Genomic DNA, 17,933 nt, shown 5'->3' with positions numbered 1-17,933 from the left:
CAGCCGATTGTTATTCTTGATTTATTGCTGTGTTGCGTCGCGGCGGGCAGAGCGCGCCGCGTGCATCCGTGCGGGTGCCGGCGAGAGGCTGGCCGGTCAGAGTTTACCGCTTTTTTCGCGCGCTTCGACTTCGGCGTTGAGCGCTTCCAGTTTCTCCATCATCAGCTCACGGCAATGGGTGGCGAGCTTGCGCACCGACTGCGTTGTGTAGCCGCTGGTGTCGACCGGCGGCAGCATCTCGACGATCACCAGACCGTTTTTCAGGCGGTTAAGGTTGATCTTGCCGTGCGTGTTGGAGACCACGATAGGAATAATGGGCACGCCTGCCGCTACGGCCGCATGGAACGCGCCGGTTTTAAAAGGTAGCAGACCGCGGCCGCGGCTGCGCGTGCCTTCCGGGAACATCCAGAACGAGATGCGCTTCTTTTTAAACTGATCGACCAGCTGGCTGATGGTGCCATGTGCCTTAGAGCGGTTGTCCCGGTCGATCAGCAGGTTGCCGGTCAGCCAGTAGAGCAGACCGAAGAACGGCACCCACAGCAGGCTCTTTTTGCCGACCGTCACGGTCGTCGGCTGAACAATCTTCGCCGCCGTGATCATGTCGTAGTTGTTCTGGTGGTTGGCGATATAGATAGCGTTGCCGTAATGGGCCGCCTCAGGCGGTTTACGCAGCTCAACCTTTACGCCGAACACGCCGGAGAGACGGCCGAAGAGATGGCCGAAGGTGGCGACGTGGCGCGGGTTGCGCGGCGAAAACAGACACCAGATGCAGCCGAAAACACAGACCAGAATCGAGTAAATCACCACAAAGATGGTGCGCAGTACTAGTAACATATATCCCTCGTTATGGCGCGGCGGAGAAAAGGCTCCGCCGCATTGCTCAGGCTTCGCCGTCTTCGCTGACGGCACGCGCTGGGGCATCCAGCTCTACCTTGTCGATACGCTGCAGGCCGCGCGGCAGCAGCGTGCCGCGACGTCCGCGATCGGCGCGGAACTTCTGCAGCTCTTCGCTGCGCAGCACCAGCTTGCGCTTGCCGACGTAGAGCGTAATCGCGCTGCCCGGCGGCAGGATCATCAGCCACGCCAGCTTATCGTTGCCCGCTGCGGCGTCCGCCGCCGGGATAGAGATAATTTTGTTGCCCTTGCCTTTCGACATCTGCGGCAGCTCGCCGACCGGGAACATCAGCATACGTCCCGCCTGCGTAATCGCCAGCAGCATGTCATCTTCGTGATGCACCGCCATCGGCGTCATAACGCGCGCGTTCTCCGGCAGCGTCAGCAGCGCTTTGCCGGCGCGGTTGCGCGACACCAGATCGGCGAAGGTGCAGATAAAGCCGTAGCCGGCGTCGGACGCCATCAGCAGCTTCTGCTCGTCCGCCTCCATCAGCACCTGCTCCACCACCGCGCCCGGCGGCGGCGTCAGCTTGCCGGTCAGCGGCTCGCCCTGCCCGCGCGCCGACGGCAGCGAGGTGGGATCGAGCGTATAGCTGCGTCCGGTGGAGTCGATAAAGGCGACCGGCTGGTTGCTCTTGCCGCGCGCCGCCGCCAGATAGCTGTCGCCCGCTTTGTAGCTCAGTCCTGACGGATCGATATCGTGGCCCTTGGCGCTGCGCACCCAGCCCATCTGCGACAGAACGATAGTGACCGGCTCGGAGGGCACCAGTTCGTTTTCGCTCAGCGCTTTGGCCTCTTCGCGCTCGTGGAGCGGCGAACGGCGATCGTCGCCGTAGGCGGCGGCGTCCGCCTGCAGCTCTTTCTTCAGCAGGGTATTCATCTTGCGCTCAGAGGCGAGGATCGCCTGAATCTGATCGCGCTCTTTTTCCAGCTCGCTCTGCTCGCCGCGGATCTTCATCTCTTCCAGCTTCGCCAGGTGGCGCAGCTTCAGCTCGAGGATCGCTTCCGCCTGGGTTTCGCTGATGCCGAAGCGCGACATCAGCACCGGCTTAGGCTCATCCTCGCTGCGGATGATATGGATCACCTCGTCGATATTGAGGAAGGCGACCAGCAGGCCCTCAAGGATGTGCAGACGACGCAGCACGCGCTCAAGGCGATGGTTAAGACGACGCTTAACGGTGTCGCGGCGGAACACCAGCCATTCCGACAGAATCTCCAGCAGGTTTTTCACCGCCGGGCGGTTGTCGAGGCCGATCATATTGAGGTTAACGCGGTAGCTCTTTTCGAGATCGGTGGTAGCGAACAGGTGATGCATCACCTGATCGAGATCCACTCGGTTCGAACGCGGCACGATCACCAGGCGGGTCGGGTTTTCGTGATCCGACTCGTCGCGCAGGTCTTCCACCATCGGCAGTTTTTTATTGCGCATCTGAGCGGCGATCTGCTCCAGCACGCGCGCGCCCGAAACCTGGTGTGGCAGCGCGGTGATCACCACCTCGCCATCCTCTTTTTTCCACACCGCGCGCTGGCGAACAGAGCCGCGGCCGGTCTGATAAATTTTACGGATCTCGTCGCGCGGCGTGATGATCTCCGCCTCGGTGGGATAATCGGGGCCCTGTACGATATCCAGCAGCGCGTCGAGGCTGGTGTTCGGCTTATCGATCAGGGCGATCGCCGCCTGCGCCACTTCGCGCAGGTTGTGCGGCGGAATGTCGGTCGCCATGCCGACGGCGATGCCGGTCGTGCCGTTCAGCAGAATGTTCGGCAGCCGCGCGGGCAGCATTTTCGGTTCTTGCATCGTGCCGTCGAAGTTCGGCACGAAGTCCACCGTGCCCTGGCCCAGCTCGCCGAGCAGCACTTCCGCATATTTAGAGAGGCGGGATTCGGTATAGCGCATCGCCGCGAAGGATTTCGGATCGTCAGGCGCGCCCCAGTTGCCCTGGCCATCCACCAGCGGATAGCGATAGGAGAACGGCTGCGCCATCAGCACCATCGCTTCGTAGCAGGCGCTGTCGCCGTGCGGATGGTATTTACCCAGCACGTCGCCCACGGTACGCGCGGATTTCTTGAATTTTGCGCTGGCGCTCAGGCCGAGCTCCGACATGGCGTACACGATACGGCGCTGTACCGGCTTCAGACCGTCGCCGATATAGGGCAAGGCGCGGTCCATGATGACGTACATCGAGTAGTTCAGGTACGCGTTTTCGGTAAATGTATGCAGGGCAAGACGCTCTGCACCATCCTGCGTCAATTCACTCATTGAATTTTTATCCTCACTTCGTGTCCCGCAATGGCGAAACACCCGGCGGTTATTTGGCGAGGATAGTACCTCAATCGCCAGAATTAGTCACAGGAGAAGCGCAGTGCGGCCCAGGATTGCCGGCCGCGACTATCAGCGCGCCGCGCCCATCCACTGCGCCGCGATACGCCCATATTCGCCGGTAGCGGTGGCGAGGTGCAGCCACTGATCGATGTAGGCTTTCCAGCTCATATCGTCGCGCGGGATCATGTAGGCTTTTTCGCCGTACTGCAGCGGCGCCTGCGGATTAATGGCGCAGAGCTGCGGGTAGCGCTGCTGCTGATAGAGCGCTTCGGAGGCGTCGGTGATCATCACGTCGGCCTTTCCGTCCACCAGCTGCTGGAAAATCGTGACGTTATCGTGGAACAGGGTCAGCGTCGCCTGCGGCAGATGGCTGTGGACAAAGGCTTCGTTGGTGCCGCCCGCCGGTTCGATCACCCGCACCGCCGGCGCGTTAAGCTGCTCGACCGTGCTGTATTTCGCCTTGTCGGCGCAGCGCACCAGCGGGATCTTGCCGTCGACGCCGAGCGGCTGGGCGAACCAGGCGATCTGCTGGCGCTTCAGCGTCACCGACACGCCGCCCAGCGCGATATCGCACTGTTTCTCTTTAAAATCTTGCGACAGGGTTTTCCAGCTGGTCGGCACCCAGCTGATCTTCGCGTCCAGACTGGCGGCCAGCGACTGCGCCATGCTGATATCCAGCCCTTCGTACTGGCCGTCCGGGCGCAGGTAGGTGTAGGGCTTGTAGTCGCCGGTGGTGCAGACCTTCAGAGTTTTGCTGGCGAGGATCTGATCCAGACGGGAGTCCGCCTGCGCGACGCCGCTGGCCAGCAGCAGCGCGCTGATAAGGTATGTGCGCATTATTGTTCTTCTGTTTGACGTGATGAGTGTTGTCGGAGTGTGTCATAAGCCGCTGGATTATTGCTTCCAGCGCAAAAGTCTTGTGATCCGAATCCCATTTTTCCGCCGCCGCTAAGGGCGTAGAGTAACCCTCTATTGCAACACACATGAGATTAGCGAATGAACATTCTGATTATCGACGGCGGTAAAACCTTTGCCCACTCCAAAGGCGAGCTGAACCATACCCTGACCGAAGTGGCGGCCAGCCAGCTGCGCGATTTAGGCCATCAGGTTAACGTTACCCTGGCCGACAGCGACTATGTTATCGCGGACGAAGTGCAGAAGTATCTCGACAGCGACGTGGTGATTTACCAGATGCCGGGCTGGTGGATGGGCGAACCCTGGACGGTGAAGCGCTATATCGACGAAGTCTTTACCGAAGGCCACGGCTCGCTCTACGCCAGCGACGGCCGCTCGCGCGCCGACGCCAGCAAAAAATATGGCTCGGGCGGCCTGCTGCAGGGTAAAAAATATATGCTGTCGCTGACCTGGAACGCGCCGCTGGAGGCTTTTACCGATCCCGATCAGTTCTTTGAAGGCGTCGGCGTCGACGGTCTCTATCTGCACTTCCATAAAGCCAACCAGTTCCTGGGCATGGACCCGCTGCCGACCTTTATCTGTAACGACGTCATTAAGATGCCGGACGTGCCGCGCGATATCGCACGTTATCGGACACATCTCAGCGAGATCTTTGCTTAACTGACAGCGGACCCGCAAACAAGGAGACGGACATGCTAACGGTAGTGGCTGAAATTTGTATTAAACCAGGACATCGCAACAAAGTGCTGGAGGCGATCAAGTCGCTTATCCCCTCGGTGCTGGCCGAAGAGGGCTGCCATCAGTACGACGCGCTGGTCGATCATCAGGCGCAGGTGCCGTGGAAGCAGAATTCGCCCGACTCCATTTTTATGCTGGAGCAGTGGGAGTCGCTGCGCCACCTGGAGCAGCATCAGCAGATGCCGCACATGGAAACGCATCGCGAAAAGATTAAAGATGACGTGCTGGACGTGAAGATTCTGGTGCTGGAACCGACCGCCTGACGTCACAGGCTGTTACGCGCCGCGCGCCTCAGGACGCGCGGCTTTTTTTTGTCAGAACAGCGCCTGCGAGGCAATCTCCTGATGGAGAAAGTCGAGAAAACAGGTAATGCGCGACGCCAGTTCCGCGTTGCGGTAGTAAACGGCATGCACGGGCAGCCTGACGTCGTGCGTCTGCTGCACCAGCACCTCTTTTAACCGACCGGCGGCGAGATCCTGATGGCTGACGAAGTCGGATATGCGCGCAATGCCCTGGCCCGCCAGCGCGAGCTGGCGAATGATTTCGCCGCTGGAAGCGGCAATGGTCGGCTGAATGCGCAGCAGCTCGCCTTCACGCTGCCAGACGGGCCAGACGTTATGCATCTCCAGCTGGCTGAAGCCGATAAGCTGATGCTGCGCCAGCGCCTCGACGCTCTGCGGTTCGCCATATTTCTGCAGATAGGCGGGGCTGGCCAGCAGCCGAACCCGGCTGCTGCCGAGCATCCGGGCGCGCATGGTGGAATCCCGCAGCTCGCCGATGCGAATAGCGATATCAGTCTGCTGCTCCAGAAGATCGATCACGATGTCGTCGGTATTGAGCTCCAGCTGGATCAGCGGATAGCGCTGCCGGAACGCGCCGATCAGCGGCACGACGACGTGCTGCATAAAAGGCGCGGCGGCGTTTATGCGCAGGCGGCCAGAAGGCGTCTCCCGGCGTCGGGCGATCTGCTCTTCCGCCTGTTCGACGGAGAGCAAAATCTGGCGTGCATGGGTCAGGAAAAGCTGGCCCTCTTCGGTCAGGGCCAGCCGCCGCGTGGTGCGGTGCAGCAAGGTGCTGTTGAGTTTGGCTTCGAGGCGGCTCAGGGCGCGGCTCACGCCTGAACTGGTTTGATCCAGCAGCTCCGCCGCCGAGGTGATGGAACCGCAGTCCGCCACCGCCACCAGCACGCGCAGCTCTTCCAGCGTGACTTTCATCGTCTACTCCGGGTGCGCGGCGGACGCGCGATTCAGGCCGCAGCCCGGGATCGCGCGCCGCGCCGCAGCGCGATGATTACACTTCGATATCGGCCATATCGCCTTTTTCCTGCAGCCAGTTGCGGCGATCTTCCGAGCGCTTCTTGGCCAGCAGCATATCCATCACGCGCAGCGTCTGCTCGATGTCGCTATCGTCCACCGTTAGCTGCACCAGGCGGCGCGTATTGGGGTCGAGGGTAGTTTCGCGCAGCTGCAGCGGGTTCATCTCGCCCAGCCCTTTAAAGCGCTGCACGTTCGGCTTGCCTTTCTTGCGCTTGAGCTGCTCCAGCACACCCTCTTTCTCATCTTCGTCGAGGGCGTAATAGACCTCTTTGCCGAGATCGATACGGTAGAGCGGCGGCATCGCGACATAAACGTGACCGCCTTTCACCAGCGAGCGGAAGTGCTTCACAAACAGCGCGCACAGCAGCGTGGCGATATGCAGGCCGTCCGAGTCCGCATCGGCGAGGATGCAGATCTTGCCGTAGCGCAGCTGGCTGAGATCTTCGCTGTCGGGATCGATGCCGATCGCCACGGAGATGTCATGCACCTCCTGCGACGCCAGCACTTCGTCGGAAGAGACTTCCCAGGTGTTGAGGATCTTGCCTTTGAGCGGCATGATCGCCTGATATTCGCGATCGCGCGCCTGCTTGGCGGATCCGCCTGCGGAGTCCCCTTCCACGAGGAAAAGCTCGGTTTTATTTAGATCCTGCGCGGTGCAGTCCGCCAGCTTGCCCGGCAGCGCCGGTCCGCTGGTGAGCTTTTTGCGCACCACTTTTTTCGCCGCGCGCATACGGCGCTGCGCGCTGGAGATCGCCAGCTCGGCAAGCTGCTCCGCCGCCTGCACGTTCTGATTGAGCCACAGGCTGAAGGCGTCTTTCACCACCGCCGAGACAAAGGCGGCGCACTGGCGCGACGACAGACGCTCTTTGGTCTGTCCGGCGAACTGCGGATCCTGCATCTTCACCGACAGCACGTAAGCGCAGCGATCCCAGATATCTTCCGCCGACAGCTTCACGCCGCGCGGCAGGATATTGCGGTATTCGCAGAACTCGCGCATCGCGTCGAGCAGCCCCTGACGCAGACCGTTGACGTGCGTGCCGCCCTGCATGGTCGGGATCAGGTTGACGTAGCTTTCGGTCAGCAGTTCGCCGCCTTCCGGCAGCCACAGCAGCGCCCAGTCGACCGCTTCCGTCTCGCCCGAGAAGCTGCCGACGAACGGTTTTTCCGGCAGCGTCGGCAGGCCGTTGACCGCTTCGCACAGGTAGTCGGTGAGGCCGTCTTCGTAGCACCAGCGCTGTTCGGTATTGTTGACCTTGTCTTTAAAGACGATCTCCACGCCGGGACAGAGCACCGCTTTGGCCTTCAGCAGATGGGAGAGGCGGGAAACCGAGAAGCGCGGGCTGTCGAAGAAGCTTTCGTCAGGCCAGAAGTGCACGCTGGTGCCGGTGTTGCGCTTCGCCACCGTGCCGGTTTTGGTCAGCTCCTGCACCTTCTCGCCGTTCTCGAACGCGATGTTGTAGACCTCGCCGTTGCGGCGCACCGTGACCTCGACGCGCTTCGACAGGGCGTTGACCACGGAGATGCCGACGCCGTGCAGGCCGCCTGAGAACTGATAGTTTTTGCTGGAGAATTTGCCGCCTGCATGCAGACGACACAGGATCAGCTCGACCGCAGGCACGCCCTCTTCCGGGTGAATATCGACCGGCATGCCGCGCCCGTCGTCGATGACCTCCAGCGACTGATCGGCGTGCAGGATCACTTCGACCCGTTTGGCATGGCCCGCCAGCGCCTCATCGACGCTGTTATCAATGACTTCCTGACCCAGATGGTTAGGACGCGTCGTATCGGTGTACATGCCGGGACGACGGCGAACCGGCTCAAGGCCGGTCAGAACCTCAATAGCATCCGCGTTATAGCTTGATTGACTCATGATAAGTTTCTAATCAGAAGCGTGAAATTATGTGCAATTTCCGCGAGTTAGTCGTGATTCAGACCCAGAAAGTCCAGAATCTGCGGGAAATAGCGCTCGAATCCGATAAACGCATGATTGCCGCCCTGCTCTACCGTTTGTCGGCACGCGCTGTAGTAGTCGAGCGCCTGGCGGTAATCAAGCACTTCGTCGCCCGTTTGTTGCAGCAGCCAGAGTAAATCGGGCGCTTCCAGCGGGTCAATCTGCATGACTTTCAGATCGTAAATGTGGCGAGACTCTAACACATATTGCTGGCCCGTGTAGGGATTCTGGTTCACCCCAAGGTAATCCGCCAGCAGCTCGAAAGGACGCACCGCCGGATTGACCACCACGGCGGGCAGCATAAAACACTGGGAGAGCCAGGTGGCGAGATAGCCGCCCAGCGAGGAGCCGATTAAGCCGAGCGGCTGGCCGCTCAGGGCCATTACTTTCTCTTCCAGCAGCGCGGCGGCGTCGGCGGGAAAAGCGGGCAGCTGCGGCACGATCACCTCGATATGGGGATGCGTCGCCGCCATCCACTGCTGCAGCTGCGTCGCCTTGGCGGAGCGCGGCGAGCTGTTGAAACCGTGCAGATAGAGCAGCGCCGCCATGCGTCAGTATCCGTCCGATTCCAGGTCCGGCCGAAACGCGTCGGTTTGCAGCCTTTCTACTTCGGTTACGAAAGAGCCGTCCGGATAGAGGGTAAACCAGCGCCAGCCGGGGGCGACGGTGTCGATGGTGAAGCTGGTGCAGTGCGGTTTGAACTGCACGCAGGTCGAGGGCGTCGCCAGCACGCGGCGGCCGCGCCAGTCGATATCCAGCTCCTGATGAATATGGCCGCACACCAGGGTGCGCGCTAAAGGATAGTGTTGCAGCACCGCGTCGAGCTGATGGGAATTGCGCAGGCTGTGCTGATCGAGCCAGGTGCAGCCGCTGGCCAGCGGATGATGATGCAGCACCACCAGCGTGTGGCGCTGCGGATAGAGCGCCAGGGTTTTATCGAGCCATTCCAGCTGATAATCGCTCAGCATGCCGTGCGGCACGCCAAACACCTGGCTGTCGAGCATCACCAGCTGCCAGTGGTCGCCGAGCAGCACATGCTTGCGGGCGTCGATCTTCGCCTCGGCCAGCGTGTCGACCATCGCCGGCTGGAAATCATGATTGCCCGGCAGCCAGACGCAGGGTTTCGGCAGGCGTGCGATGCCCTCAGCGAAGTGCTGATAGGCTTCGACAGAGTGATCCTGAGCGAGATCGCCAGTGGCGATAATCAGATCGTACTCGCGCTGCTGCGCCGCAATGGCGTCCAGCACCGCGTCATAACTCGCCCAGGTATTCACGCCCAGCAGCGATTCATTTTTTCCAGCGAAAAGGTGGGTGTCCGTGATTTGCAAAATCCTGATCCCGGCCCCATTCGCCGCAGGAAGTGTTAGCAGGCTATCCAAAGCGTTTCCTTCGTCTCCACGCCGAATAATGCATTATCTGTGCGATCAGCAGACCGGCGCCGCCATCGCGCCCTGTGCCAGGCAGTAACGCAACCAGTCTGCCAGAAACTGGTTGATCTGATGTTTCTCGTCGCGCTGATGCAATTTTTTATTAGGATAATCATAGCGCGCTTTAAAGCGATAGATCTGCTGTGTTGAACACACTTCGGCGACCAGCGCGTCATGATAGAGCCGCACCGACATGGAAGGCAGGCTCCAGTAGCTGACGGTCGGCGCCACCTGGCGGATCTCCACCAGCGTGGTGTAGCGCGTGGACTCTTCTATGGTCAACTGATAGCGGGCGCCTTTTACCTGATAGACCACCGACGCGCCGGCCTCGTCGCTGCGCGGCAGCAAACGACGCAGCTGGGCGAAATTGGTTTCGCAAAGCCGCATCATTTCGGGGAAATCAGGGATATAGCGCTGTTTCATTTTAGCTTCCACTCTTCTCGTAGTTTTTCATGGTGCAACGCCAGCCATTGCAGAGCGATGACAGACGCCGCGTTGTCGATAATCCCCTCTTCCACCCAGCGGTAAGCCTGTTCGCGGCTTACCACATGCACAAGAATATCCTCATTCTCTTCCTCCAGACCGTGGCATCCTTTTGCCAGGCTGGCATCCACTTCTCCCACCAGGATCGACAAGCGTTCACTGGTGCCGCCAGGGCTGGCGAGGTAGTTTAACACGGGTTTAACCCGACCGACGGTCAGGCCCGCTTCTTCTACGGCCTCGCGTCGCACCACATCTTCGGCGCTTTCGTTAGGCTCGATAATGCCCGCCACCATTTCCAGCAGCCAGGGCGTTTCGCTGACGTCAAAGGCGGGAATGCGGATCTGTTCGATCAGCACCACTTCGTCGCGTAAGGGATCATAGGGTAGCAGCACCGCGGCGTGCCCACGCTCGAAAACTTCGCGCACCACCTCGTTGCTCATTTCGCCGTTAAAGCGGCGGTGGCGAAACCGGTAACGAACAATGGAAAAAAAACCTTTCCAGGCGGTTTCGCGTGCAATAATTTCTACATCGTTTTTTGTAAAAGTCACTGGAGATTTTTTTTCGCCGCTCATTGTCAGGCTCCTTATGCAGATTGGGACGGAGCGGCAAAAAGCCAACCATAGGTCTCCATCCGAGTGGTTCTTTCTGAATTATTTACGTAAATTAGGGGGAGAAGGCACGTTCAGCCAACTTATCTCACAGTCGCACTCTGCTAGAATCTGCGATTATTTTTTGGCTTATCCGGCAGCGCTACCCCTGTAATTTGCTGCAACAAAAGGAATGCAAATGAAAAAACTGCTCCCACTTCTCATTGGGCTGAGCCTGGCCGGTTTCAGCCTTGCCAGTCAGGCAGAGGACCTGCTGCAGGTCTATCAACAAGCGCGTCTGAGCAACCCGGATTTACGCAGCTCCGCAGCTACCCGCGACGCCGCCTTTGAAAAGATTAATGAAGCGCGCAGTCCTTTGTTGCCTCAGTTAGGTTTAGGCGCGGATTACACCTATAGCAATGGTTATCGCGACAGCAGCGGCCTTCATTCCAACACGACCAGCGGATCGCTGCAATTAACCCAGACCATTTTCGACATGTCGAAATGGCGCAACCTGACGCTGCAGGAAAAAACTGCCGGCATTCAGGATGTCACCTATCAGGTCGCGCAGCAGGATTTGATCCTGAATACCGCTACCGCCTATTTCAACGTCTTAAAGGCGATCGATACCCTTTCTTATACCGAAGCGCAAAAGCAGTCGATCTATCGCGAACTGGATCAGACTACTCAGCGCTTTAACGTCGGCCTGGTGGCGATCACCGACGTGCAGAACGCCCGCGCCCAGTACGACAGCGTGCTGGCGAACGAAGTGACCGCACGCAACAATCTCGACAATATGGTCGAGGCGCTGCGTCAGATTACCGGCAACGACTACCTTGCGCTGGCGTCGCTGAATATCGACCGTTTCAAAACCACCAAACCAGATGCGGTCAGCGCGCTGCTGAAGCAGGCGGAGAGCCGTAACCTGAACCTGCTGTCGGCGCGTCTGAACCAGGATCTGGCGCGCGAGCAGATCCGCTACGCCGAAACCGGCCATATGCCGACGCTGGATTTGACTGCGTCAACCGGTCTGTCGAACAGCAAGTATGGCGGCAGCCGCGCCAACCAGAGCGCGGGCAGCACCGACTCGATCAGCGGCACCAACCAGGTTGGCCTGAGCTTCTCGCTGCCGCTCTACAGCGGCGGCGCGGTCACCTCACAGGTGAAGCAGGCGCAGTATAACTACGTTAGCGCCAGCGAGCAGCTGGAGAGCGCGCATCGCTCCGCTGTGCAGACCGTACGCTCCTCCTACAACAACGTGAACGCCTCAGTGAGCAGCATCGAAGCCTACAAGCAGGCGGTGGTCTCCGCGCAAAGCTCGCTGGATGCGTCTGAAGCAGGTTATCAGGTCGGCACGCGCACCATCGTCGACGTGCTGGACGCGACTACCACGCTCTATAACGCTAAGCAGCAGCTCTCCCACGCGCGCTACAGCTACCTGATCAACCAGCTGAATATCAAATATGCGCTGGGTACGCTGAATGAGCAGGATCTGCAGCAGCTGAACAGCCAGCTCGGCAAAGAGATTTCGACTTCGCCGGAAAGCGTCGCGCCGGAAAATCCGCAGCAGACCGCTCGCGTTGACAACGGCCCGTCGGCGGAGCCGGCGGCTCCGACAGCGCGCCCTGCCGCCCAGCGCAGCAGCGGCAATCCGTTCCGCAATTAATCCTCAACGGGCCGCTTTGCGGCCCGTCTTGACGGTGCCAACGTGCGCGATATGGACCGATCGCAAAGTCGCAAAATCGGCATCCCAGCCTGCTCGACACGCGCCCTCCCTGGCGCGTGACGCTTTGCTCTTCGGTCTACATCACACCCGTTTCGAATTTCAGCCGCTGGCCATAACGGCCGCTTTGCGGCCCGTCTCGCCGTTAAACGTATAACAACGTAAAGATCCTTTCCTCATCAGGCCCTCAGCTTCATTTTCCACCAGCGATCCCCTATCCTGAGCATCACCTTTGGGCACAGGACGACAACGATGAAACGGACAAAAAATATTCGCCATGCCGCTTTCCGTAAAAGCTGGCAGGCACGCCATTTAACGCCGGTCGCATTGGCCATCGCTGCGGTATTTACCCTGGCGGGCTGCGAACAGAGCGATGAAACGGTCTCGATGTATCAGAACGCGGATGACTGCAGCAAGGCCAATCCAGGCCAGAGCTCGCAGTGCACCACCGCCTACAACAACGCGCTGAAAGAAGCAGAGCGCACCGCGCCGAAATACGCTTCGCGCGAAGACTGCGTTGCGGAGTTCGGCGAGAACCAGTGCCAGCAGGCGCCGGCGCAGGCTGGCGTCGGCACTACGCAGAACGCCGAAGCGCAGCAGAGCGGCAGCTTCTGGATGCCGTTAATGGCGGGCTACATGATGGGACGCCTGATGGGCGGCGGCGCGGGCTTCGCTCAGCAGCCGCTCTTCTCTCCGCGCACCCCGAACAGCCCGGCGAACGGCCAGTTTGTTGACGCGTCAGGCAAAAACTATGGCGCCGCCACTTCCGGTCGCACCATGAACGTGCCGAAAACCGCGCTGGCGCCGAAACCGGCTACTACTTCGACCATCACGCGCGGCGGCTTTGGCGAAACGGTCGCGAAGCAGAACAGCATGGCGCGCAGCAGCGCTACCGGCACCTCCAGCCGTTCGCTGGGAGGCTGAAGCCGTTATGCAACGCATTGCAATCAACGAGCGTCCCGACTGGCGCGAAAAAGCCACGGAATACGGCTTTCGTTTTCACACCATGCACGGCGAGCCCTACTGGTGCGAAGATGCCTACTACCAGTTCACGCTGGCGCAGATAGATAAGCTGGAAGCGACCACGGCGGAGCTGCACCAGATGTGTCTGCAGGTGGTGGAGAAAGTGGTGGCCAGCGAGCAGCTGCTGGAAAAATTCCGCATTCCGAAGCACACCTGGGATTTCGTGCGCGACTCATGGAAACAGCGCCAGCCGTCGCTCTACTCGCGCCTCGATCTCGCCTGGGACGGTCAGGGCGACGCTAAGCTGCTGGAAAACAATGCGGACACGCCGACCTCGCTTTACGAAGCGGCCTTCTTTCAGTGGATCTGGCTGGAAGATCAGCTCAACGCCGGTCAGCTGCCGCCGGGCAGCGATCAGTTCAACAGCCTGCAGGAGAAGCTGATCGAGCGTTTCGCCGCGCTGCATCAGCAGCACGGCTTTCAGTGGCTGCATTTCGCCTGCTGCCGCGATACCGAAGAAGATCGCGGCACGGTGCAGTATCTGCAGGACTGCGCCACCGAAGCGGGCTTGCCGAGCGAATTCCTCTATATCGACGAGATCGGCCTTGGCGACAAAGGTCAGTTCACCGACGTGCAGGATCAGGTGATCAGCAACCTGTTCAAGCTCTATCCGTGGGAGTTTATGCTGCGCGAGATCTTCTCCACCAAGCTGGCGGATGCGGGCGTGCGCTGGCTGGAGCCGGCCTGGAAAAGCATCATCTCCAACAAGGCGCTGCTGCCGATGCTGTGGCAGATGTTCCCCAATCACCCTAACCTGCTGCCCGCTTATTTCGCCGAAGACAAGGTGCCGCACATGGATAAATATGTGGTGAAGCCGCTGTTCTCGCGTGAAGGCGCCAATATTCGCATCGTGGAAAACGGTCAGGAGATTGCGCGCGTCGACGGGCCTTACGGCGAAGAGGGCATGATCGTGCAGCAGTTCTGCCCGCTGCCGAAGTTCGGCGACAGCTACACGCTGATCGGCAGCTGGCTGATAGACGATCAGCCGGCCGGTATCGGCCTGCGCGAGGATCGCGACCTGATCACTCAGGATCTTTCGCGCTTCTATCCCCACGCTTTTGTCGAATAAACAGAGCGGGCCGCTTCGGCCCGCCTTCGCTTAGCCTACCTGCACCGACAGCATGCTGATAGCGCCCATCTCCAGGCCCTCTACCGGCACGGTCACCGGCTCGCCAGACTGACGCGCGCCCAGCACATAGAGCAGTGGCAGATAGTGTTCCGGCGTCGGATTCGACAGCGCCGCATCCGGATGCTGCATAAAGTTCACCAGCGGATGCGCCTCGGTGCTGCCCTGATAGTCCAGGTTATCCCGTACGAACTGATTGAAGCGCTGCGCCCAGGGCCAGGCTTCCGCCGTTTCGTCCCAGCGCACCTTACGCAGGTTATGCACCACGTTGCCGCTGGCCACGATCATCACGCCGCTGTCGCGCAGCGCCGCCAGCTTTTTGCCCTGCTCAAAATGCCAGGCGGCCGGCTGCGTCGCATCGACGCTCAGCTGCACCACCGGAATATCGGCGTCTGGATACATCTTGATCAGCACGCCCCAGGAGCCGTGATCGAATCCCCATTCGTGGTCGAAGCGCACCGGCGTCGGCGCGAGCGCATCGGCGATCTCCTGCGCCAGCCCGGGCGAGCCCGGCGCCGGATAGCGCGTGTCGAACAGCGCCTGCGGGAAGCCGCCGAAGTCGTGAATGGTACGCGGATCTTCCATCGCCGTGACCGCCGTGCCGCGCGTGTACCAGTGTGCCGATACCGCGATAATGGCGCGCGGGCGCGGCAGCGTCTCGCCTGCATGACGCCAGGCCTGGGTGTAGCGGTTCTCTTCCAGCACGTTCATCGGGCTGCCGTGACCTAAAAACAGCGCAGGCATCGTCTGTTGCATTGTTCATCCTCACTCATTCTCAATGGGACAACGATACGCCCTTTAGCAGTGCCGGAAACGCGCATAAGCATGATGAAGAGCATCAGTGAATTTGAATAACTTTTGGCCGACACTTCTTTACCAAAAATAACTCGACCTTCCGTGGGGTTATCGTTAACTTTATGCGAATGATTATCATTAAGGAGAGTGCGATGTCGGTTCCTTTGCTGCTTACCATTCTGGCTGGCGGCGCTACGTTTATCGGTGCACTATTCGGCGTGCTGGGTCAAAAGCCCTCTAACCGCATGCTGGCGTTCGCGCTCGGCTTCGCTGCCGGGATCATGCTGCTGATTTCGCTGATGGAGATGCTGCCGACCGCGCTGCGTACCGAGGGGATATCGCCGATACTCGGATACGGCATGTTTATGCTGGGCCTGGTCGGCTATTTCGCGCTGGATCGCCTGCTGCCGCATCAGCATCCGCAGGATCTAATGACGGCGCAGCGTCATCCGGCGAAGCTGCGCCGCACGGCCATCCTGCTGACGCTGGGCATCAGCCTGCATAACTTCCCTGAAGGCGTCGCCACCTATGTCACCGCCAGCAGCGATATGGAGCTGGGGCTGGGCATTGCGCTGGCGGTGGCGATCCACAACATTCCCGAAGGTCTGGCGGTAGCCGGCCCGATGTACGCCGCAACCGGCTCGAAAAGCAAAGCGTTGTTCTGGGCCTGCGTCTCCGGCATGGCGGAGATCCTCGGCGGGCTGCTGGCGTTTGCGCTGCTCGGCCCGATGATGTCGCCGGTGGCGATCGCCGCGGTGATGGCGGCCGTCGCCGGTATTATGGTGGCGCTGTCGGTGGACGAGCTGATGCCGCTGGCGCGCGAAATCGATCCCCATAACAACCCGAGTTACGGCGTGCTGTGCGGCATGACGGTGATGGGTGCGAGCCTGGCGCTGCTGCAGGTAAGCGAGCTGGGCTAAGCGCCAGCTACAAACAAAACGGGCCGCTAAGCGGCCCGTTTTTCGTTGGTCAGCAGCGCAGCTTAGCTGGCCTGACGCGTCTCATGCGCGCGGCGATACGCCACCAGGTCTTCAATGGTGACGACCGGCATATTGTTCGCTTTGGCAAAGGTGATAGCTTCCGGCGCGTGCGCCATGGTGCCGTCGTCATTGGTCAGTTCACACAGCACGCCCGCCGGCTTAAAGCCCGCCAGCGTCACCAAATCGATGGTCGCTTCGGTATGGCCGCCGCGCGTCAGCACGCCGCCGTCGCGCGCGCGCAGCGGGAAGACGTGGCCGGGACGATTAAGATCGCTCGGCTTTGCGTTGTCAGCGATCGCTGCGCGAATGGTCGTGATGCGATCCTGCGCGGATACGCCGGTGGTGACCCCTTCAGCGGCCTCAATGGTCACGGTAAAACCGGTGCCGTAGGCGCTGGTGTTGGTCTCCACCATCATCGGCAGCTCAAGCTGCTGACGGCGTTCTTCCGTCAGGCAAAGGCAGACAATGCCGCTGCCGTGGCGAATGGTGAGCGCCATCTGCTCAACGGTCATGGTTTCCGCTGCGAAGATCATATCGCCTTCGTTTTCACGGTCTTCGTCGTCAAGCACCATCACGCCGCGTCCCTCACGGAGCGCAGCGACTGCACGTTCTACACGCTGTTCCGGCGTGCCAAATTCAGAAAGAAGCGTCTGATTCATGGTAATAAAACCTTATAAAATATATGAGTTACCAGAATCAGGGCGAGCTTAGGAGTGATGTCATCAAGACATGGCAATAACGCGAAGCGGGCGTAGCCCGGCAGATGTCGTTACCCTCTCCCATCCGGACTTTAACCGTCGGCCCCGGAATTACACCGGATCTGCTGACCTTCCCGTTGCCGGGAAGCGCTCGCGGGCTTTCAGCTCACGCTGATTTACCGCCGGTGGGGAATTTCGCCCCGCCCTGAGAATAAGCAAAATTACTATAGCGCCATTCAACAGGTCGGGCAATCAACAAAACCGCAAATGCTTTTGCATTTCAGGCTGTAGATAAGGCTCAACAGCGGCAGACAGGGTCCGAAGAGCAAAGCGTCTCGCGTCAGGGACAAAAACGCAGGGAGCGTTTTTGAACAACGCAGCGCGTTGGCCCGGCGACGGGCGCACCTCAAGGATGAGGTGCGTATTTACGCGAGCCGAGCGGGCAAGGATGCCGGGTTTTGCGTCTTTGCGATCGGGCCCTGTCTGCCGCCTGGCGCATTATTCATCACCGCGTACGTTTTGCATTTCCTGCCATGTCGATTTCGGGTTTAACCTTTTCGTTCCAGGCATTACACTTATCCATTATCAGGATCCACCCCCTGCTGTCCCCAGCAACACGAAACCAGGAAATCATCATGATCGACACGAAAAAAATTGAACAACTTGCGCGTCAGGTGCACGAGGCGATGCCGAAAGGGATTCGTGAATTTGGCGACGATGTCGAAAAGAAAATTCGCCAGGTTCTGCAGGCGCAGCTGACGCGTATGGATTTGGTCAATCGTGAAGAGTTTGACGTGCAGACGCAGGTGCTGCTGCGCACGCGTGAAAAGCTGGCCGCGCTGGAGCAGCGCCTGGCGCAGCTGGAAAGCCATCAGCCTTCCGCGCCCGCTCCAGCGGTCGTTACGCCCGATCCGGCAGGCAAGATCGACACCCCGCAGTAAGCTTTAACGGCGG

At 60.0% G+C, this 17,933-nt stretch carries 18 protein-coding genes and 1 riboswitch; of the genes, 7 read left to right on the top strand and 11 right to left on the bottom strand.

The window, feature by feature from the left end:
* Positions 1–96: 96 nt before the first annotated feature.
* From PVE98_RS02900 to PVE98_RS02890, 3 genes are all read right to left on the bottom strand, one after another.
* Positions 97–834, bottom strand: coding sequence for a 1-acylglycerol-3-phosphate O-acyltransferase (locus tag PVE98_RS02900; protein WP_033752568.1), 738 nt, complete (start codon positions 832–834; stop codon positions 97–99).
* 46 nt (positions 835–880) lie between these two features.
* Positions 881–3,154 (bottom strand): DNA topoisomerase IV subunit A, encoded by a 2,274-nt coding sequence (parC, locus tag PVE98_RS02895; protein ID WP_096073816.1) that lies wholly within the window; start codon positions 3,152–3,154, stop codon positions 881–883.
* Between the two features lie 132 nt (positions 3,155–3,286).
* A complete protein-coding gene (locus PVE98_RS02890) occupies positions 3,287–4,054 on the bottom strand; it encodes a transporter substrate-binding domain-containing protein (RefSeq protein WP_096073817.1) in 768 nt (255 codons plus the stop codon).
* 159 nt (positions 4,055–4,213) lie between these two features.
* Between PVE98_RS02890 and PVE98_RS02885 the strand changes: the two genes are divergently transcribed.
* On the top strand, positions 4,214–4,792 hold the full coding sequence (locus tag PVE98_RS02885) for an NAD(P)H-dependent oxidoreductase (protein WP_033752457.1): 579 nt from the start codon (positions 4,214–4,216) through the stop codon (positions 4,790–4,792).
* Positions 4,793–4,824: 32 nt separating this feature from the next.
* Positions 4,825–5,133 carry a putative quinol monooxygenase gene (locus tag PVE98_RS02880; protein WP_033752459.1) on the top strand — a complete coding sequence of 103 codons (309 nt, stop codon included), beginning with the start codon at positions 4,825–4,827 and terminating at the stop codon, positions 5,131–5,133.
* A gap of 51 nt (positions 5,134–5,184) precedes the next feature.
* On the opposite strand, the gene PVE98_RS02875 is transcribed toward PVE98_RS02880, so the two are convergent.
* The 6 genes from PVE98_RS02875 to nudF all read right to left on the bottom strand — a co-directional run bounded on the left by PVE98_RS02875 (position 5,185) and on the right by nudF (position 10,619).
* Positions 5,185–6,084: a LysR substrate-binding domain-containing protein gene (locus tag PVE98_RS02875; protein ID WP_033752461.1), complete on the bottom strand. Its 900-nt coding sequence runs from the start codon at positions 6,082–6,084 to the stop codon at positions 5,185–5,187.
* A gap of 76 nt (positions 6,085–6,160) precedes the next feature.
* Positions 6,161–8,056: a DNA topoisomerase IV subunit B gene (parE, locus tag PVE98_RS02870; RefSeq protein ID WP_048783586.1), complete on the bottom strand. Its 1,896-nt coding sequence runs from the start codon at positions 8,054–8,056 to the stop codon at positions 6,161–6,163.
* Positions 8,057–8,103: 47 nt separating this feature from the next.
* A complete protein-coding gene (yqiA, locus tag PVE98_RS02865) occupies positions 8,104–8,685 on the bottom strand; it encodes an esterase YqiA (RefSeq protein ID WP_096073818.1) in 582 nt (193 codons plus the stop codon).
* 3 nt (positions 8,686–8,688) lie between these two features.
* Positions 8,689–9,516 carry a 3',5'-cyclic-AMP phosphodiesterase gene (gene cpdA, locus PVE98_RS02860; protein WP_096073819.1) on the bottom strand — a complete coding sequence of 276 codons (828 nt, stop codon included), beginning with the start codon at positions 9,514–9,516 and terminating at the stop codon, positions 8,689–8,691.
* 45 nt (positions 9,517–9,561) lie between these two features.
* Positions 9,562–9,987: a DUF1249 family protein gene (locus PVE98_RS02855; RefSeq protein WP_033752467.1), complete on the bottom strand. Its 426-nt coding sequence runs from the start codon at positions 9,985–9,987 to the stop codon at positions 9,562–9,564.
* On the bottom strand, positions 9,984–10,619 hold the full coding sequence (gene nudF / locus PVE98_RS02850; RefSeq protein ID WP_033752469.1) for an ADP-ribose diphosphatase: 636 nt from the start codon (positions 10,617–10,619) through the stop codon (positions 9,984–9,986). The genes PVE98_RS02855 and nudF overlap by 4 nt, the downstream gene beginning before the upstream one ends.
* A gap of 214 nt (positions 10,620–10,833) precedes the next feature.
* On the opposite strand from nudF, the gene tolC reads away from it, so the two are divergent.
* The 3 genes from tolC to PVE98_RS02835 all read left to right on the top strand — a co-directional run bounded on the left by tolC (position 10,834) and on the right by PVE98_RS02835 (position 14,449).
* Positions 10,834–12,300, top strand: coding sequence for an outer membrane channel protein TolC (tolC, locus tag PVE98_RS02845; protein ID WP_407568541.1), 1,467 nt, complete (start codon positions 10,834–10,836; stop codon positions 12,298–12,300).
* Between the two features lie 309 nt (positions 12,301–12,609).
* A complete protein-coding gene (locus tag PVE98_RS02840) occupies positions 12,610–13,281 on the top strand; it encodes a DUF1190 family protein (protein ID WP_096073820.1) in 672 nt (223 codons plus the stop codon).
* A 7-nt stretch (positions 13,282–13,288) separates the two neighbouring features.
* The gene (locus PVE98_RS02835) at positions 13,289–14,449 is read left to right on the top strand and encodes a glutathionylspermidine synthase family protein (RefSeq protein ID WP_096073821.1); all 1,161 of its coding nucleotides are present in this window, start codon (positions 13,289–13,291) and stop codon (positions 14,447–14,449) included.
* Positions 14,450–14,479: 30 nt separating this feature from the next.
* On the opposite strand, the gene ygiD is transcribed toward PVE98_RS02835, so the two are convergent.
* Positions 14,480–15,262 (bottom strand): 4,5-DOPA dioxygenase extradiol, encoded by a 783-nt coding sequence (gene ygiD / locus PVE98_RS02830; RefSeq protein WP_333620468.1) that lies wholly within the window; start codon positions 15,260–15,262, stop codon positions 14,480–14,482.
* A gap of 191 nt (positions 15,263–15,453) precedes the next feature.
* Between ygiD and zupT the strand changes: the two genes are divergently transcribed.
* The gene (gene zupT / locus PVE98_RS02825) at positions 15,454–16,221 is read left to right on the top strand and encodes a zinc transporter ZupT (RefSeq protein ID WP_033752479.1); all 768 of its coding nucleotides are present in this window, start codon (positions 15,454–15,456) and stop codon (positions 16,219–16,221) included.
* Positions 16,222–16,283: 62 nt separating this feature from the next.
* On the opposite strand, the gene ribB is transcribed toward zupT, so the two are convergent.
* Positions 16,284–16,940 carry a 3,4-dihydroxy-2-butanone-4-phosphate synthase gene (ribB, locus tag PVE98_RS02820; RefSeq protein WP_033752483.1) on the bottom strand — a complete coding sequence of 219 codons (657 nt, stop codon included), beginning with the start codon at positions 16,938–16,940 and terminating at the stop codon, positions 16,284–16,286.
* 108 nt (positions 16,941–17,048) lie between these two features.
* Positions 17,049–17,196: riboswitch (FMN riboswitch) on the bottom strand.
* Between the two features lie 418 nt (positions 17,197–17,614).
* Between ribB and ubiK the strand changes: the two genes are divergently transcribed.
* Positions 17,615–17,920: a ubiquinone biosynthesis accessory factor UbiK gene (gene ubiK, locus PVE98_RS02815; RefSeq protein WP_033752486.1), complete on the top strand. Its 306-nt coding sequence runs from the start codon at positions 17,615–17,617 to the stop codon at positions 17,918–17,920.
* Positions 17,921–17,933 lie beyond the last annotated feature (13 nt).

The sequence above is a fragment of the Pantoea sp. GABEPS69 genome (assembly GCF_045780835.1).
GTDB classification, from domain to species: domain Bacteria; phylum Pseudomonadota; class Gammaproteobacteria; order Enterobacterales; family Enterobacteriaceae; genus Pantoea; species Pantoea septica.
This window is presented reverse-complemented; position numbering and strand designations above follow the sequence as displayed.